This is a genomic window from Desulfovectis peckii, from assembly GCF_055391705.1.
The window spans coordinates 365,998-382,813 of the sequence record NZ_AP042409.1 but is presented as its reverse complement, the minus strand read 5'-3'; the positions used below and the strand labels follow the sequence as shown (position 1 = coordinate 382,813).

General features: G+C 44.1%; 15 protein-coding genes and 1 tRNA gene. 4 read left to right on the top strand and 12 right to left on the bottom strand.

What is annotated here, in order from left to right:
* Nucleotides 1-3 precede the first annotated feature (3 nt).
* The 4 genes from ACZ5NG_RS01955 to ACZ5NG_RS01940 all read right to left on the bottom strand — a co-directional run bounded on the left by ACZ5NG_RS01955 (nt 4) and on the right by ACZ5NG_RS01940 (nt 6,043).
* On the bottom strand, nt 4-1,533 hold the full coding sequence (locus ACZ5NG_RS01955) for a sigma-54-dependent transcriptional regulator (protein WP_464252334.1): 1,530 nt from the start codon (nt 1,531-1,533) through the stop codon (nt 4-6).
* Nucleotides 1,534-1,551: 18 nt separating this feature from the next.
* Nucleotides 1,552-3,213: a GAF domain-containing sensor histidine kinase gene (locus tag ACZ5NG_RS01950; RefSeq protein WP_464252333.1), complete on the bottom strand. Its 1,662-nt coding sequence runs from the start codon at nt 3,211-3,213 to the stop codon at nt 1,552-1,554.
* An 11-nt stretch (nt 3,214-3,224) separates the two neighbouring features.
* Nucleotides 3,225-4,385 carry an iron-containing alcohol dehydrogenase gene (locus ACZ5NG_RS01945; RefSeq protein WP_464252332.1) on the bottom strand — a complete coding sequence of 387 codons (1,161 nt, stop codon included), beginning with the start codon at nt 4,383-4,385 and terminating at the stop codon, nt 3,225-3,227.
* Nucleotides 4,386-4,891: 506 nt separating this feature from the next.
* On the bottom strand, nt 4,892-6,043 hold the full coding sequence (locus ACZ5NG_RS01940) for an iron-containing alcohol dehydrogenase (RefSeq protein WP_464252331.1): 1,152 nt from the start codon (nt 6,041-6,043) through the stop codon (nt 4,892-4,894).
* A gap of 422 nt (nt 6,044-6,465) precedes the next feature.
* Between ACZ5NG_RS01940 and ACZ5NG_RS01935 the strand changes: the two genes are divergently transcribed.
* Both ACZ5NG_RS01935 and ACZ5NG_RS01930 read left to right on the top strand, forming a co-directional pair.
* Nucleotides 6,466-7,527, top strand: coding sequence for a CapA family protein (locus tag ACZ5NG_RS01935; protein ID WP_464252330.1), 1,062 nt, complete (start codon nt 6,466-6,468; stop codon nt 7,525-7,527).
* Nucleotides 7,528-7,643: 116 nt separating this feature from the next.
* Nucleotides 7,644-8,552, top strand: a complete 909-nt coding sequence (locus ACZ5NG_RS01930) for a selenium metabolism-associated LysR family transcriptional regulator (protein WP_464252329.1) — start codon at nt 7,644-7,646, stop codon at nt 8,550-8,552.
* A gap of 155 nt (nt 8,553-8,707) precedes the next feature.
* On the opposite strand, the gene ACZ5NG_RS01925 is transcribed toward ACZ5NG_RS01930, so the two are convergent.
* The 5 genes from ACZ5NG_RS01925 to ACZ5NG_RS01905 form a co-directional block, all read right to left on the bottom strand.
* The gene (locus tag ACZ5NG_RS01925) at nt 8,708-8,929 is read right to left on the bottom strand and encodes a NifU family protein (RefSeq protein WP_464252328.1); all 222 of its coding nucleotides are present in this window, start codon (nt 8,927-8,929) and stop codon (nt 8,708-8,710) included.
* Nucleotides 8,930-9,032: 103 nt separating this feature from the next.
* Nucleotides 9,033-9,254, bottom strand: a complete 222-nt coding sequence (locus ACZ5NG_RS01920; protein WP_464252327.1) for a NifU family protein — start codon at nt 9,252-9,254, stop codon at nt 9,033-9,035.
* A gap of 143 nt (nt 9,255-9,397) precedes the next feature.
* Nucleotides 9,398-10,498, bottom strand: a complete 1,101-nt coding sequence (locus ACZ5NG_RS01915) for a DUF4349 domain-containing protein (RefSeq protein WP_464252326.1) — start codon at nt 10,496-10,498, stop codon at nt 9,398-9,400.
* On the bottom strand, nt 10,498-11,118 hold the full coding sequence (locus tag ACZ5NG_RS01910; protein ID WP_464252325.1) for an RNA polymerase sigma factor: 621 nt from the start codon (nt 11,116-11,118) through the stop codon (nt 10,498-10,500). The genes ACZ5NG_RS01915 and ACZ5NG_RS01910 overlap by 1 nt, the downstream gene beginning before the upstream one ends.
* Before the next feature lie 195 nt (nt 11,119-11,313).
* Entirely contained in the window at nt 11,314-11,955 is a 642-nt protein-coding gene (locus tag ACZ5NG_RS01905) for a peptidylprolyl isomerase (protein WP_464252324.1), read from the bottom strand.
* 182 nt (nt 11,956-12,137) lie between these two features.
* On the opposite strand from ACZ5NG_RS01905, the gene ACZ5NG_RS01900 reads away from it, so the two are divergent.
* Nucleotides 12,138-12,226, top strand: a tRNA-Leu gene (locus tag ACZ5NG_RS01900).
* 195 nt (nt 12,227-12,421) lie between these two features.
* Nucleotides 12,422-13,180, top strand: coding sequence for an SDR family NAD(P)-dependent oxidoreductase (locus tag ACZ5NG_RS01895; RefSeq protein WP_464252323.1), 759 nt, complete (start codon nt 12,422-12,424; stop codon nt 13,178-13,180).
* A gap of 324 nt (nt 13,181-13,504) precedes the next feature.
* Here ACZ5NG_RS01895 and ACZ5NG_RS01890 read toward each other — a convergent pair whose 3' ends face one another.
* From ACZ5NG_RS01890 to hydG, 3 genes are all read right to left on the bottom strand, one after another.
* Complete coding sequence (locus ACZ5NG_RS01890; protein ID WP_464252322.1) at nt 13,505-13,900, bottom strand: PH domain-containing protein; 396 nt, start codon at nt 13,898-13,900, stop codon at nt 13,505-13,507.
* Between the two features lie 115 nt (nt 13,901-14,015).
* Nucleotides 14,016-14,534, bottom strand: coding sequence for a hypothetical protein (locus tag ACZ5NG_RS01885; protein WP_464252321.1), 519 nt, complete (start codon nt 14,532-14,534; stop codon nt 14,016-14,018).
* Nucleotides 14,535-15,082: 548 nt separating this feature from the next.
* The gene (hydG, locus tag ACZ5NG_RS01880) at nt 15,083-16,546 is read right to left on the bottom strand and encodes a [FeFe] hydrogenase H-cluster radical SAM maturase HydG (RefSeq protein ID WP_464252320.1); all 1,464 of its coding nucleotides are present in this window, start codon (nt 16,544-16,546) and stop codon (nt 15,083-15,085) included.
* Between the last annotated feature and the right edge of the window lie 270 nt (nt 16,547-16,816).

Below are 16,816 nucleotides of genomic sequence, written 5' to 3'. Positions count from 1 at the left end.
TAGCTACTGTTTAATGTTGTATTCTTTCACTTTGCGGTAAAGGGTGTTCCGGCCGATACCCAACAATTTGGCAGCAGCGGTGAAATTACCGGCACAGAGCATTAAAGCGTTTTCAATGGCCCGGGCCTCTGTTTCTTTCAGAGAAAGGTTGCTTGGCGATAGTAGCTGCCGCTGATACAGCTTTTTGGTGAGATCGGCTTTAAAATCTGACACCAGGCGGTAAACTTGCAGCAATTCTTGGGAAGAAATTTCTTCACTGGCCGCAATGTTGTTTAGCAGCTCCGTTAAAGCCGACACAGGTGATAACGGGGTTTTTTCTTGCTGCTGAAATGACGACTCCTGCTGTCCATAGGTAGAGATGCATTTTTTAGAAGAAAATATTTTCTCCGGCAAATGACGGGGCAAAATAATATTATCCTCACACAGGGCCGCGGCTTGTTTAACGGTATTTAACAGTTCCCGTATGTTTCCCGGCCAGCAGTATTGGCACAAACTGTCCATCGCCTCCGGTGACACCTGCATTTTTTCTAAGCCAAGCCGCTTTAAAAAATGATAAACTAAACCGGGAATATCGATTCTGCGCTGCTGTAGCGTCGGCAATGTTAGCCGCACTACGTCTAAACGGTAAAATAAATCTTCGCGAAATGTCTTTTCTTCTACCGCTTTTTCTAAATCAACATTAGTGGCCGCAATTAAACGCACGTTGGTTCTGATTGGTTTTTCGCCGCCCACCCGGTGAAATTCGCCGGTTTCTAAAACGCGCAGCAGTTTAACTTGAATGGCGGGAGAGGCTTCACCAATCTCATCTAAAAACAATGTGCCGTTGTTGGCCAATTCAAAAATCCCCCGGTGCATGCTGTTGGCCCCGGTAAAAGAACCTTTTTCGTGTCCGAATAAATGGCTTTCCAGTAGGCTTTCCGGCATTGCCCCGCAGTTAACGGCTACAAAGTTTTGGTCATGCCGCGTACTGGCCTGATGTATAAAGCGGGCCAACACTTCTTTGCCGGTACCGGTTTCTCCGTAGATTAATACGTTAATGTTTTTGGGGGCAATTTTATTGGCAATATTTAATAGGCGACGCATATCTTCACTTTGCCCATAATATAAACCCACTTTTTTGGCCGTTTCCGCCCAGTCGGCTTGATGAATCAGTTTACCGCTGGCGCTGCTGTAATCCAATGCCTTTTGAATTAGCCGCTCTACTTCGGCAATGTTTTCAAAGGGTTTTTCCAAATAATCAAAGGCCCCCAGTTGTATGGCGCGCACCGCCGTTTTGGTTGTCGCATAGCCGGTCATAATAATCACTTCGCAATCCGGCTGCACCTCTTTGATTTTTCGCAGCAGCGTTAAACCGTCAGCATCGGGGAGCTTAAGGTCTACCAGCGCCACCTGATAGGAATTGGCCTTCCACAGCCCTTCTGCCTGCTTGCCGTTGGTTGCTACCCCAACAGATAAGTTTTTATTTGTCAACAACCGGCGAAACAAAATGCCTACTTCCGGCTCGTCATCGATCACCAAAATATTGCCCTTCACCCCTCAACCTCCTTTCATTTATTCTTGCAGCGGCAGCACTAATCTAAATTTACTGCCTTGCCCATAGACACTTTCTACCTCAATGTTTCCTCCATGGGCCTGTGCTATGCCAAAGCTTACCGATAAGCCCAGCCCCGTTCCCTTATTAGCCTCTTTACTGGTAAAAAAGGGGTTGAAAATTTTAGGCAGGTTGTGCTCTTCAATTCCTTCTCCGTTGTCTATCACTTCTACCCAAATTTGCCGCTCACCGTCTCGCTCCCCTAAAAGGGTTCTAACGACAATTTGTTTTTCCCGCTCTACCGATTCTAATGCGTCCCGGGCATTTAACAAAAAGTTGATCAGTACCTGCTGCAGCTGTCGGTCGTTGGCCAACACCGGCGGCAAGTCTGCCGCCAGCTCCGTTTTGATGGCAATATTGTTGCGATTAATTTGATAGCGCACCAAACCTAAAGCCTTTTCTACCTGTGTGTTGATATCGATAAGGGCCATCGGCCGCTGATCCTGCCGGGAAAAAGTAAGCAGATCTTGAATGATGCGTTTGCTGCGTAACCCGCAGTTTTCGATATCTCTTAAGCAATCCAGCGAGAGATCGCTGTTTGTTGTGCGCTGCAGCATTTGCGCAGTGCCGATGATCACCGTCAGCGGGCTGTTTAATTCATGGGCCACACCGGCCGCCATTTCCCCAATGGCCGCCAGTTTTGCCGTATGGATCAACTGGGCTTCCATCTTCACTTTCTCTGTTTTATCCTGAATGTGGTGAATAACGGCATAGATTTCCTGTTTACTGTTATACACCGGATAGTAATGAACATCAAGGGTATAACCGTTGATTTGCCTTTCCCGGTGAGCGGCTTTACCGGTTCTTATTACTTCTTCCAGTAAACATTGGTGGCATTTTTCATTTCGCCCCCATAGCAATTGGTAGCACTTCTTGTCACTGCTGTTGCCCTGGGGCTGTTCAGGCATGTAGGCTAACCGTTGATTATTGCTGCGCATTACTTCAAAGTTGCTGACATTGATTAAAAAAATGGGATCAGCCACTGCAGCAAAGGTTTCTTCCCATTCACGCTTAGCGTGAAGCACTTCTTCGTACAGCCGGGCATTTTCTATACAAATAGACAGTTGGTCGGCAAGTTGGTTGCAAAAGGCCAGTTCACTTTCTTGATAGGCGTCTTTTTTACCGGCGCCCAATAAAAGTGTCCCGATTACTTTGCCGCGCACCGATAGCGGAATGGTTAATACGCTGGTAATGCCGCTTCTTTTACACCCTGAGTAACCGCAGATTGCTTCACACATGCTTTCACCTTCATCAAAGGTGTATATATAGTGCTGATTTTCTTTAACACATTGAAGAAGCATTGAAGTTTGCGGCAAGGTTTTGTTCAGGCAATCATTTTGCGGCACCATCGCCTTAACGCGCAGTGTTTGGTTGTTTTCCAGCAGCGCCAGCACCAACAAATCACAGGGCAGTACCGACGGCAGTTTGCTGTAAGTGCGCTGCACAATATCTTCAATAGACATATCGATGTTGATATCTTTAATGATTTGGTGAATGATTTCTAAACGGTAATTTTGCTTGATAATTTCTTCGTTACGCTTTTTTAATTCCAAATAATAGTTTAGTTTAGAAGATTTAACACCGGTTAAATCTTCTATTAAAGAACGCTTATCTATAAACATCTACTCACCCCTTACAGTGCCTGTTTTAAAAGTTTAGCAATGTCTTCTTCCTTAGTGTCGCGGGGGTTAGTAACTAGGCAGGCATCTTTCATTGCTGCCTTAGCCAAAGCGGGAATGGCACCTTCTTCCAAGCCAATTTCGGATAATTGCTGGGGTATATCCACATCAGAGCATAAATTTCTTACCCATCTGATTGATTTTTCCGCTGCCTTCCACTTTGATATACCCTCGGTTTTTACACCCAACGCTTCGGCAATTTGCGCATAACGATCGGCACAGGCAATTAAGTTAAATTCCATTACATGGGGCAGCAAAATACCGTTTGTCTCGCCGTGGTGCTTATCCATTAAACCGTCTATTTGGTGAGCAATGGCATGACAGACCCCTAAAATGGCATTGGAAAAAGCCAGTCCGGCCTGTAAACTGGCCATCGCCATCGCGTTTTTCGCCTCCATGTTGCTGCTGCAGGCTACAGAATCCCGCAAATTGTTGGCCACCAGCTGTATCGCGTAAAGGGCATGCACATCGGTAAGGGGTGTGGCAGCCAAAGAAACGTAAGACTCGATGGCATGGCTTAAGGCGTCAATTCCCGTTGACGCCGTCAGCCGGGCATCTAAAGTGGTTAACAATTGCGGGTCAACAATAGCAATATCCGGTATTAACGATTTAGAAATAATGGTCATTTTAATTTTGCGGGTGGTATCCACAATCATGGCAAACTGAGTGACTTCGGAACCGGAACCGCCGGTGCTGGGTACCATAACCATCGGCGGCAGTGGTTTGGTAATTTTGTTAATTCCTTCAAAATTCTGCGGCCGGCCACCGTTTGTGGCCAATACCGCAACACATTTAGCGGCATCAATCGCACTGCCGCCGCCAACGGCAACAATGGCATCACATTCGGCTTCTAAATAAAGTTTGCATCCTTCTATAACTTCCACATCTTTAGGGTTGGTTGTAATATTCGGCCATAATCGGTATTCCAAACCGGCTGCTTTTAAATAGTGCAGCGCTTGCTCAACCCAGCCGGCGGCGATAATATTGGGGTCGGTGACGACAAATACTTTGCGGGCACCAAGGCGTAGGGCGCTTTCCCCCACTTGGGCAATTGCCCCAAAGCCAAAAATTATTTCCGGCGCTACAAATTTACTAATCTCTAAAAGTTTACTCATCCCAATCACACCGTTCGTAATTTTTATTATTTTAAATATATTTCTTCTATTTTAAGCAGGCAATGTTCTATTTCAACACAGTTTTGCCATTACCTCTTTACAATATCTGTTACGTAATGGAACAGTGATTTGGCGGGGTATCCTCAATGGGGCCAAGGCAATTTAACCCTATGCTTTCGGCGGAGCTCGTCCATTTATATGCGCCGGCGGCTTTGCTTCCTCGCCTCTATGGGCTTCCGCCTGTGCCCGACTGCCCTTGCCTTGAAGCTAAGTTTTCTTTACGTAGCGTAAATGCTTTGGCGGCTATAAGCTAACGGTCAAGTTCTACTCCCACCCGGTCGTATAGATGCAATGTTTATTTGCGGGCCGGCACGAAGACCGGCCAATAAATTCCTAACCTACCGCAAAGCAAGCTAACCAACTAATAAAAAAGGCTGAAGCACTGCGTATATTGAGCCCGCAGCACTTCAAGCCTTTTTTGATCCTTAAGCTTATTAGTTGTTACATTACATTGCGTTCTTGAAAATTTGAATTACATCTTCTAATTTTGCGATGCGGGGGTTAGTGAGCGAACAAGCATCTTTCATGGCGTTTTCAGCCATTATCTTGAAGTCTTCTTCTTTAACACCCAGCTCTTTTAATCCGGAAGGAATGCCAATTAAAGCGGATAATCTCTTAATGGCATCAATTGCTGCTTGCCCTGCATCAAATACCGACAGACCTTCAACATTTTCGCCCATAGCTATGGCGATATCCCGGAAGCGCTCGGGGCAGGCAATTAAGTTAAACTGTTCAACATGGGGTAAAAGTATGGCGTTGCAAACGCCGTGGGGCAGGTCATAGAAACCGCCTAACTGGTGAGCCATAGCGTGGACATAGCCAAGGCTTGCGTTGTTAAAGGCCATACCGGCAAGGAACTGGGCATATGCCATTTTCTCACGAGCTTCCATGTTTTGGCCGTTGGCCACTGCTGCCGGCAAGTACTTAACAATCAGTTCAATCGCTTTTATAGCTGCCGAGTCGGTCAGCGGAGTAGCAGCCGTAGAAACATAAGCCTCAACAGCGTGGGTTAAAGCATCCATTCCGGTTGCCGCGGTAAGCGCAGGCGGCATACCAACCATTAATTCCGGATCGTTGATAGAAATAGCCGGAGTTACCCGCCAGTCAACAATTGCCATTTTTACCTTTCTCTTGGTATCGGTGATGATACAGAAACGTGTCATTTCGGAAGCCGTACCGGCGGTGGTATTAATGGCCAAGAAAGGAACAAAGGGATTGTTTGACTTATCAACACCTTCATAATCATGAATTTTGCCGCCGTTGGCAGCCAACAGCCCAATACCTTTGGCACAGTCGTGAGAAGAACCGCCACCTAAAGAAACCAGCGCATCGCACTTTTCTTCCTGCCAAACTTTAAAACCGTCTTCTACGTTATGATCTGTTGGGTTGGGTTGAGCACCGTCAAAAATTACCGCTTTTAATCCGGCATCTTCAATAATTTTTTTAACTTTATCAGCCATGCCAATTTTATTCAATCCGGCATCAGTAACAATGAGTACTTTGGAACCGCCTATACTTTTAACTCTTTCACCTACTTCGTTAACACAACCTGCGCCCATAATGTTAACAGTGGGAATAAAATAAGCAGATACAGCCATGAAAAATAACCTCCTTAAGTTTTTTTAGATTTAGGGTTATCTTCGCCTCTTAATTAATTGCAAATTAAATGCCAAAGTTTAAATTTTCATAAAATATATAAAATATATACTTTTCTGATACATGTGAATGATTGCACAAGCTTTTGTTTTGTTCTGGAGCAAACCGTTATATCAAAATGGAACGCTACGCAAAAAAATGGTGCAAAAACAGCAAGAGGATTTTGCCGGCGTCACTAGAATTAACTTAATTTAGACAAAAACTTACTAAGAAAGAGATGATTTTAAGAAAAATGAAGAAAAGCCCCGCTTTAGTTAAGTTGCTCATTACGTTATTTTTCACTTTACTACTTACGGGCTGTGCGGATGAAAGTAACACCGTACAAACTGAGCCGCCGCCCCCGATACAGGAACCACAAATTGCTGTGGCGAATATATCTGCCGTGGGCGATTTTTTAATGCACATGCCGGTTATTAATGCCGCTTGGCAAAAGGAAACCGGCAGTTACAATTTTTACCGGCAGCTGACCGATGTGGAACCATATCTCTCGGCACCGGACATAACAATTGCCAATTTAGAAACCCGCTTGGCCGGCATTGATAACGGCGGTTATTCCGGTTACCCGCGTTTTAACTGTCCTGAACAGTTAGCTTTTGATTTAAAAAAAGTGGGGGTTGATGTGGTCACCACTGCCAATAACCACAGCTTAGACCGGGGCTTTAACGGCCTGGTGGCTACTCTGGATCATCTGGAAGCGGCTGATTTAATTGCCGTGGGCAACTACCGCAGCCCGGAAGAGCGAAAACCTTTATTGCTTGATGTAAACGGCATTAAAGTAGGCATTTTAAACTACACCGAAAGCACCAACGGCATTCCGGTTCCGCCGGGTAAAGAATATGCAATAGATTTTACTCACCCGGAACTGATTGCCCAGGATATTGCTGAACTGAAAAACATGGGGGCTGACGTTGTCATTGTGTATCTGCACTTCGGCATTGAATATCAACGCCTGCCCAGTCAAAAGCAAACAGAACTGGTAGAACAAACTTTTGCCGCCGGTGCGGATATTATTTTCGGTGATCATGTGCATGTGCTGCAGCCAATGGAAAAGAAAAAATTTACCTATAACGGCCAAGAAAAAGAAGTATTTGTTATTTACTCCTTGGGGAACTTTATATCTAATCAACGCTGGCAATATTCCGACAGCGGGGTTATAGTAAATGTAACATTAGAAAAAGATTTAACAACAAAGGAAACCAAAATCAGCAAAGTGGATTATATCCCTACCTGGGTGCATACCTATTGGGAAAAGGGGAAAATGCAGTATCGGGTAGTGGCAGTAGAAAAAGCCATTAAAGATTATGAGCAGGGTTTGGACGGAAGAATTACCGCAGAAGACTATCGGCGCCTGACAGAAGTTTGGCAGGAAACTACCGGTCATTTGACTAACGAAGAACAAGGCATTTACCCTCACCGATTAAATTGAGCTTTGTTAAACCGCGCCGGTAAATGCCGTTAGCGCAAAGTTTTAACCATTGAAAAATTACACTCCTTGGGTACCAATCCTTTTTAACATGTATAATATATCCTGAGGTGAAACCAGTGAATACAACTTTATTAAAAACATTTGTTACAGTAGTAGATAAAAAAAGTTTATCGATGGCTGCTCAAGAGCTGCACATTACTCAACCGGCCGTAAGTAAGCACATTAACTCGTTGGAGGAATACTTCGGTGTGGGCTTAATTGAACGGCGGGGACGGGGGATAACACTTACCCCGGCCGGGGAAGTGTTGCACCACAACGCCCTGCATATTTTAGGGCTAATAGAAAAAACAGAGCGGGAAATCAGAGAACTTAGCGCTACAATAAAAGGTGATTTAGTGATTTCGGCCAGCTCTATCCCCGGTCATTATATCTTGCCCTATATTATCGGGGCATTTAAAAAAAAGTATCCGGATGTGCATATCTCGCTGCAAATTTCCGACTCCGGCGATGTAATAAAGCATCTTTTGAGTGAACAGGCTCAATTGGGGGCGCTGGGAATTAAACCGGAGAGCAAGAAATTGGAAACAGTAAAGTTTTTTACTGATAATCTGGTGGTTATCGTACCGACAGATCATCCGCTGGCAGCAAAATCTTCTGTTACTTTACAAGAAATTGCCGGCGAAAAACTGATTTGGCGCTCGGTGGGTTCCGGAACCAGGGTAATTTTAGAAGAGAGCTTATCTAAAGCCGGGTTATCCATTGATAAGCTAAACATTGTGATGGAACTGGGCAGCACCGGTGCGGTGGTTACCGCAGTGGAAGCAGGTTTGGGTATTTCTATCGTATCTCAATGGGCCATTCACCGCGAGCTGCAAACGGGTCGAATTGCCGCCCTATCGGTAGAAGGTTTGGATTTAACCCGGGATCTTTACCTAAGTTATCCGAAAAAGCGCTATCAAAACCGGGTGGTGCAGGCCTTTTTAGATCTGGTTAAAAACGGCGAATATACACTGCCGCAAATATAATCCTTTGAAATAAAAAGAGGATAAGCCGGGCATCTTTATAATGCGGTGCTTCCCTGCCCCACAGGCTAAAGGTAAAATGCAAGGGGCATATCGCTAACCGTAAAAATAAAGCGATATGCCCCTTTTACTTGGGAAATAATATAAAAAAATTTTAACTACACCGATATAACGGCTTTAACTTCCGGCACCTGTTCCTTGAGCACCCGCTCAATCCCCATTTTCAGGGTTTGTGTGGCACCCGGTCAGCCGTGACAGGCGCCTTGAAGCTTTACTTTTACAATACCGTCATCGGTAACTTCTACCAGCTGGACATCACCGCCGTCTCGTTGCAAAAACGGACGCACTTTATTTAGCGCTTCCTGTACTTTATCTCGCAAAATTAAATGCCCTCCTTTCTGTTAGAAGTATCCTAACCAAAAAAGAGGGACATCAAACAATTTTCTATATTAAAATTTTTACTTGTGGTGGCAAAAAGTTATTTTAAGCTTGTACTACTTCTTTAACTTCCGGCACTTGTTCCTTGAGCACCCGCTCAATCCCTAATTTTAGGGTCTGTGTGGCACCGGGGCAACCGTGGCAGGCTCCTTTAAGTCGTACTTTTACCACACCGTCATCGGTGACTTCTACCAACTGCACATCGCCGCCGTCTCGTTGCAGAAAGGGGCGAATTTTATCCAATGCTGCTTTTACTCTTTCTTCCACTGATTGGCACCTCCTTTTTTTGCGCTAACTAATTAGCTTCCCTAGTATTTTACCTTTTTTTTTTAATCTTAGCAATATTTATTAGCCCTAAAACAGCAAACCTGCTGCGTTATAAACAGCAGCAGGTTTAAAATAAAAAACGGTTAATTAGCAGGGACAAGTTTTAAAACTACCTTTACATTTTTTGTATCAGCTTTTAATGATTGAATTTGATTGCGCAGTTGTTTAATTTCAGCTTGCACGGTATCAAGTTGTTGTTCGTTTTGTTCTTCATCTTGCAGCAGTACCGCTTCAATTTGCTGTTTTTGCGCCAGTTGTTTTTCTAAAGCTTGTATCTCTGCAGATACATCCTCAGAAGTTGTTGACTCGGTAAGCTCACCTAAAGATTTTAATTCACCGATAAATCCCGAATAATAATTAGCTACCGGAATATACATATTTAGTGTGTTGCCGTAACTAACCGTGCCACCGTATTTTTTGGCAATTGCCGCGGCCTTGGTTGCTGCCGCATTGACATCTTCAACGGCAATAGTCAGGTTTGACGAGGTAGCTACATATTTATGATTGGCAGTCATTACCACCGCCGGTGAAGAAAGTGTGTTGTTGGCTTCCGGCTTACCGTTGTTATTTTTATCGGGAACAGCTTCATCAGAACCGGAAACAGGCTTATCCGGTGATGTTTCTTGGCTGTCGCCTTGAGCGCCGCCGGCAGGCTGGGCTACTTCTTTATCGCCGGGTGGCAGCTGGCCTTTATTAAGGCTTTTCCCGTCTTTATTTGTAGTAGGTGCAACCTCATTATTTGATTGCCCGTTTTTTAGCACTTGCAGTTCAGGAGTCTCTGTTCTTGACAACTGCGGACCGACAAAATCAAAATCGCCGTTGGTAGTACTCCAAAGGGAGCTAACTCCCATCACCATGGTGAACACTGCCGCCACTGCAGCAATTTTATACCAGGGCTTGCGCGTAATTGAGCTCACTTTTTCAGTGATACTAACTTTATCATCATTATCTGCCACAGGGGCAGGTATTGAGGCTAACCGTTTATTTAATCCAGCTTTAAATTCCGGAGGCGGCGTCACTTCCGGCAGTTCACGAATTAATGCGCTGGCCGCCTTCAATTCCTCCCACTGGGACCGACAGTGATGACACACCAGTAAGTGCTCAGCAACGGCTTTAGACTCTTTTTTATTCAGTTCGCCATCAATATAAGCCGATAAATTTTCGCTTACATACTGGCAATTCATCACAACATCCCCCTTCTTATAGTTTGACGATGTTGCGATGAAGAATGTTCCAAAGCCAGTTTCATTTTTTCTTTAAATGCCGTTCTCGCCCGATTTAACCTCGATTTTACGGTGCCTAAGGAACAATCTAAGCTTTGGGCAATCTCATCATAAGACATCCCTTGTATTTCCCGCATCACCAATATTAAACGATGTTCATCAGACAGCATATTTAAACACTGCTGCACCTGATCACGCAGCTCATGACTTTCCATTAATTCTTCCGGGCCGGGTGCGTCACTGGCTATATGTAAAATCGGCGACATTTGTTCATTGTCATTGTAACCTTCATCTAATGATATAGTTTGTTTCCTTTGCCTGCGTCGCAGTTCGTCGCGGCATACATTGGCAGTTATATGATATATCCAGGTCATTAAGCTGGAATCACCCCGAAACCGGTGCAATGCCTGGTAAATTTTAATGAATGCTTCCTGGGCTAAATCACAAGCATCGGCATGGTTTCCCATAAAACGATACGCCACCGTGTACACCTTGGTTTCATACTTTTGTACCAATTCTTCGAAAACTGTGTAGTCTCCCGACTTGAACCTTTCTATAATCTGTTCATCGGATAAAGGCAATGGTGAACCCCCTTTAGCCCCCGTTAAAGAACGCCGGTTAATCAACTATATATTTTAAAGATTAAACTATTTCCCCGAAATGTATTTCGACAAGTGCGGTGATTATTCCTTTAGAATAACTTAATGTAAAATGTTTACTTAACTAAGTATCTCTTTTTATATTATTTACCTAAAAAAAGCCCCGGTTGTTGGGGCTTATTTAACAGTAACGCTGTTCATTTTATCATTAATTTTAATTTGATCAACAATTTCCATTCCCTTAATAACCTTGCCAAACACTGCATACTGACCGTTTAAAGACGGGGCATCTTCTTTCAGGATGTAGAACTGGGAGCTGGCACTGTCCGGATCGCTGGATCTGGCCATCCCTACCATACCGCGTTTGTTCTGCAGCGCAGGATGAGTTTCCAGCTTAATTGTTTCATCCGCCCCACCGGTACCGTCACCTTTGGGATCTCCACCTTGTATTACCCAATCTTCAACGCGGTGAAAGGTCAGTCCGTTATAAAAACCTTTTTCAATGAGCTTAATAAAATTATCAACCGTAACCGGCATTGCCTTGGGGTAAACTTCCATCACAATGTCACCGTAATCGGTATTAACAGTAACTTCTCTGGTTTCAGACAGTGCTGCGGTATCAGCCTTATCTGCAGCATCGCTACTTGCATTATTTGTTTGTTCAACGGCTGCATCATCCGCATCAGTTGTATCAGCAACCGAACCGATGCCAATACCTATTGAAAGGATAACTGCCAGCACTACACCAATAATAATATATAGCCTGGTTTTACGATCGCTGAGATCAAGCAAAGGGCCTTCTTTTTTCTTTTTAGCCATTGCTTTACCCCTCCATTGTTTATTTAATCAACTAAATATAATTATGACTAATTTGTGACCTTTTGTCCATATTAAAAAAATAAAGCTTTTTTTCCGAAGCTAAAATCATTGACTTTGTATTGGTGTTATGTTAATATTAATCTTGCTGATGCAGAAAGCACAGGCAAGAAAAAATCAAACGTGCCGAAGTGGCGGAACTGGCAGACGCACTGGACTCAAAATCCAGCGAGGCTCACCCCTCGTGTGGGTTCGACTCCCACCTTCGGCACCAGTAAAAAACGGCTCACAAAGCAGAGTGAGCCGTTTTTGTTTTCGGTAACAAGAAAAAAATATATCTGCCCAACAAATAGCATTACATATTTTACAAGCCTCTGATATGTAATATTTATATTTCTTATTTTTATATATCTATGGACAAGCATATTAGCTAACTGTATAATATTACCAAAAAACGGAGGAGAATAATATGTTTGATTTAACGGGAAGAGTTGTAGTGATTTCCGGTGCCTCTTCAGGGCTGGGTGCACAAATGGCAAAAGGATTTGCCGGTCAAGGTGCTGATTTGGTTATCATGGCCAGAAGATTAGAAAGGCTTGAGGCACTGGCTGAGGAAATCCGGGCAATGGGTGTGCGTTGCTTGCCAATCAAATGCGATGTTACCAATCCGGAAAATGTCAATGAGGCCGCAAAGAAAGCTGAAGCGGAGTTTGGGAAAGTCGATGTGTTGGTTAACTGTGCCGGGTCAGCCAAAAACGCAGGTGTTCTTAACATGACCGATGAGGAGTGGGATTTCACCATCACTACTGACTTAACCAGCGTATTTTACGTTACACGCGCTTTTGCTAACATCATGAAGAAAAATAACTACGGCCGGATAATAAATATCGCTTCTATGTACGGATTAGTAGGCAACACCGCGATAGACACCGTTGCCTACCACGCAGCAAAGGGTGGGGTCGTAAACTTCACCAGAGCGGTTGCCGCAGAGCTGGCAAAATACAATATCACATGTAATGCTATTTGCCCAGGCTATTTTGAAACAGAACTTACTGCCGATACACTTAAAACAGAAGAGTTTACCGCTTACATGAAGGCTACCGTACCGTTGGGACGTTACGGTAAAGCAGGAGAGCTAAATGCCGGTGCCATATTCTTAGCCAGCGACGAAGCATCTTATGTAACGGGCGTTATTCTTCCCATAGACGGCGGATATACCTGTGTATAATTGTCTTGTCAATCCCCGTGGCCGATGGCGGCCACGGGGTACCTGCCATGGGGACGTTCCTTTTGGCCGGTTAGCCTACCCCAATATGCCCTACCAAGGGGAGGGTTCCTGCAGTGGGTATGAGCAACCAAATATGCCAACAGTAGCCTAATCTTCTGTAGTGACGGAAGATTAGGCTATTTTTGTAGCTGCCACTAGCTAAGTCCCCGTGGCCCCGTAGCAGACTGGCTGTCTGCCGCATTCATCGTCGGACAGGCATACTCCGGATTTTTCACCTATGCCGTTTTCGGCGTCTTGATGCTCTATCCGCCACGGGATACAACCTTACCCTACCCTTATATTAGGGTTCTCTTGCAGCAGCAGAGCAATAAATTCCTCCTGTTTTTCCGGTGAAATTATGGCCAGGCCGTATTTGCCATAAGTAATTTCTAAGCGATCCAATGATAAGGCCGGTGCCGATATAGGGTTTCTCGTTTTGGTAATTTTGCTGATTTCTTTTATCAGCACTTTTTTTCTAATCGGTCCGTATTTAATCACCAGGTAACCGTCGGCTACCAGATAGCCGGTAGTACTCCAAAACCAATATATAAAACCTGCTATCGGCAACATTATCAGCAGGGCAACAAATTCACCGGCCAATAATGGCGGCAGAACGCAAATGAGCATAGCAGCCCAAATAAGCAACGCCAGCCATAAATCTTTTTTAGACGGGAAGTACAAAAGCGGTAACCCCCTTTACATAAAATAAGCTAATTTTTTCGATTATATCAGCGTTATTTTGCCTTTAAAAGGGCTAATGCTATCCGGTTTTACCGGGACGGTTCGAATTTCAAACCTAAACCTCCCTTTCCGCTGATACAATTAAATCCCAACGTTCTGGGTCATTTCGTCCGGGATTTAATAATTTTAATCCCGGAAACATTCTCTTAAATATTTTTTGATGCCCCTTAGGCGTATAAAGCCTACATGATGCCTTTGCTAACACTGTTTTGGGATAACGCTTACCACCTAAGATTTGTTCGGTTTTGTCTAACCAGTAACGGTTGAAGGTGTTTAAAACAATTACCGAATCCTGTGGAATATCACCATAGGTAATAAGTTTTTTTATTTGCTTTAAGTCTTGTTCTAAGTCCCTATGAAACTTTTCCATAACTTCCTGATAATTTTGACCGGCATAAACAATTTTGGTATCAAGGTGCATCTCGATAATCTTTCCGTTAGGTATTTCAACCCCCTGTCTCTTTGCTAACCATTTGTACAGCCACCGTTCACAGGGAAAAAGAAATATAGTTTTTAAACCGTACTTTCGTGATTTTTGGCGATGATAACCGGCCCATAAAAGCAGAGTTAGCACATAAACATAAAACAGGAAGCCTAAAGCAAGAAATACTAAAGGGTAATTTTTTGTCAGTATGACAAAGATCGGTATAATTATTAATACTGCCGGATGATTGAGCCACAGTATAATAAAATTATTGTAAATATTATCACCCGCTTTTAAGGATTTTTGACTTTACTTACTGCCACCCCGGTTACCGTTATTTCCTCATTACTGTTATCCGTCCGGCTTTTACATATCTTAAAAAGTGTATTAGAAAATGAACAACAAAACCCTCTTTGTAAACATTCTTTTCTTTCACTGCTTTCTATAAAAAGATAAGACTGGTCGAGTGACGGTCTTATCTTTAAGCGAGTCAATTGCCTTCCTTAATTTAGGTACCGGTCTTGGCTCAATTGTAACGATAACAGTGCCTCCGGCTGAAAGCCTCTGCCGTAGGCTTCCACTGTAATTGCTACGGTAACCGGCTTGCCCCACAGCCAGCAGTTTTACCTGCCATGGGGGCGCAAAAAGGCTCTCTGCCGGCAAAGTGGCAGAGAGCCTTTTTGGGTGGTGAGCTTAATTTAGAAGTATAAGTCTCTTTCACCGTTTTCAATACGCTTTAGTCTGGCTATGGTTTCTTGACGAACGCGTTCGCTTTTAATCTCTTTTAGGTGCTGCTGGATAGTTCTTTCACCTACTTCTCTTGTTTCCGGGCTGGCATAGTCCAGCAGGTATTCTTTAAAGGTTAAGATAGCGTTGGGCTGACAGACATTTTGAATTTCCCCGGATTTAGCCAGCGGCATAAACCTTTCGCCTGTTCTGCCGCTGCGGTAACATGCCGTACAGTAGCTGGGAATATAGCCCGACTCGCAGATGCTGCGCACAATTTCATCCGGGGTGCGGTGGTCGGAAAGTTGAAATTGTCCTTCCTCATCAATTTCTGTATCCTTACCGCCTTTTTTGAGCTTCTCCAGCATTTCTTTATACCCGCCGATACCGACAATGGAACCGGCACTCAACTGGGAAACGCCAAGGTCGATTACTTCATCACGGAATTTAGGTTCTTCACGGGTAGAAATAATCAGCCCGGTATAAGGAACAGCCAGCCGCAACACAGCGACGACTTTCTTAAAATCCTCATCACTTACCAAGTACGGGAAGTTATCTAAACTTACACCCTCTGCTTTACGCAACCGCGGGAAGGAAATAGTGTGCGGCCCTACGCCGAATTTTTCTTCTAAATGCATGGCGTGGATAATCAGGGCCACTACTTCATAACGGTAATCGTACAGGCCAAACAGTACACCGATACCCACATCGTCAATGCCGGCTTTCATTGCCCGGTCCATGGCGGTGGTGTGCCAATCGTAGTTTGCTTTTGGCCCGGAAGGATGCATTTTGGCATAGGTGTCCCGGTGGTAAGTTTCTTGGAACAGAATATAAGTGCCAATGCCGGCTTCCTTTAGCATGCGGTACTCTTTAGTGGTAGTGGCGGCAATTTGCACGTTAATGCGGCGAATGGATCCGTTATCTTTTTTGGTATCGTAGATTGTTTTCATTGCTTCCAGTACATATTCAATCGGTGTTCTTTCCGGATCTTCACCCATATCCAGCATAACCCGCTTATGCCCCAGCTCTTCTAAAGCGATGATTTCTTCGCGAATTTCATCCATAGTTAATTTCTTTCTTTTATATTTGTTAGCACAGCGGAAGCCGCAGTATACGCAGTTGTTTACGCAGTAGTCGCTTAAATAAAGGGGGGCAAACAATACCAACCTTTTACCGTAAATTTTTTGCTTAACTTCTAAAGCTGCGGCAAACATCTTTTCTAAAAGTTCTTCATCTTCAACTTGAATCAATGCCGCTACTTCCAGCGGACTTAAACCTTTCGCTTCTCTGGCCTTTTCAATAATCCCTTCTAATTGCTCTTTAGAAAAGTTTTTCCCTTGTTCCAGATATGAATTAATCTCATCATCATTAATAAAGGTTGCCTCTTCGTTTTCGCCGTCGCGCAGTTTATCCCACGGATCCCTTGCCAATGCCATAATAATGACCCCTTTCTATTAATAAAAATAAATGCCAGCCTTTCCTTAACTTTAGCCTTAGAAAATTAAAAACCCGTCCTGCCGGAAAAAGACAGAACGGGTGAAGTACACCGCAAAAGCACACTGTAAATGCACTTGATTAACAGTATACCCCTTGGCCTTAGGCATCATCTGCCCTTTTCCTCAGGAAAGCAATTATATTGTCGTACCCTTCCAGTAAGGCGTACCCCACCCGGTTAGGTACTTGTCACTAGTATAGGAATAATATGT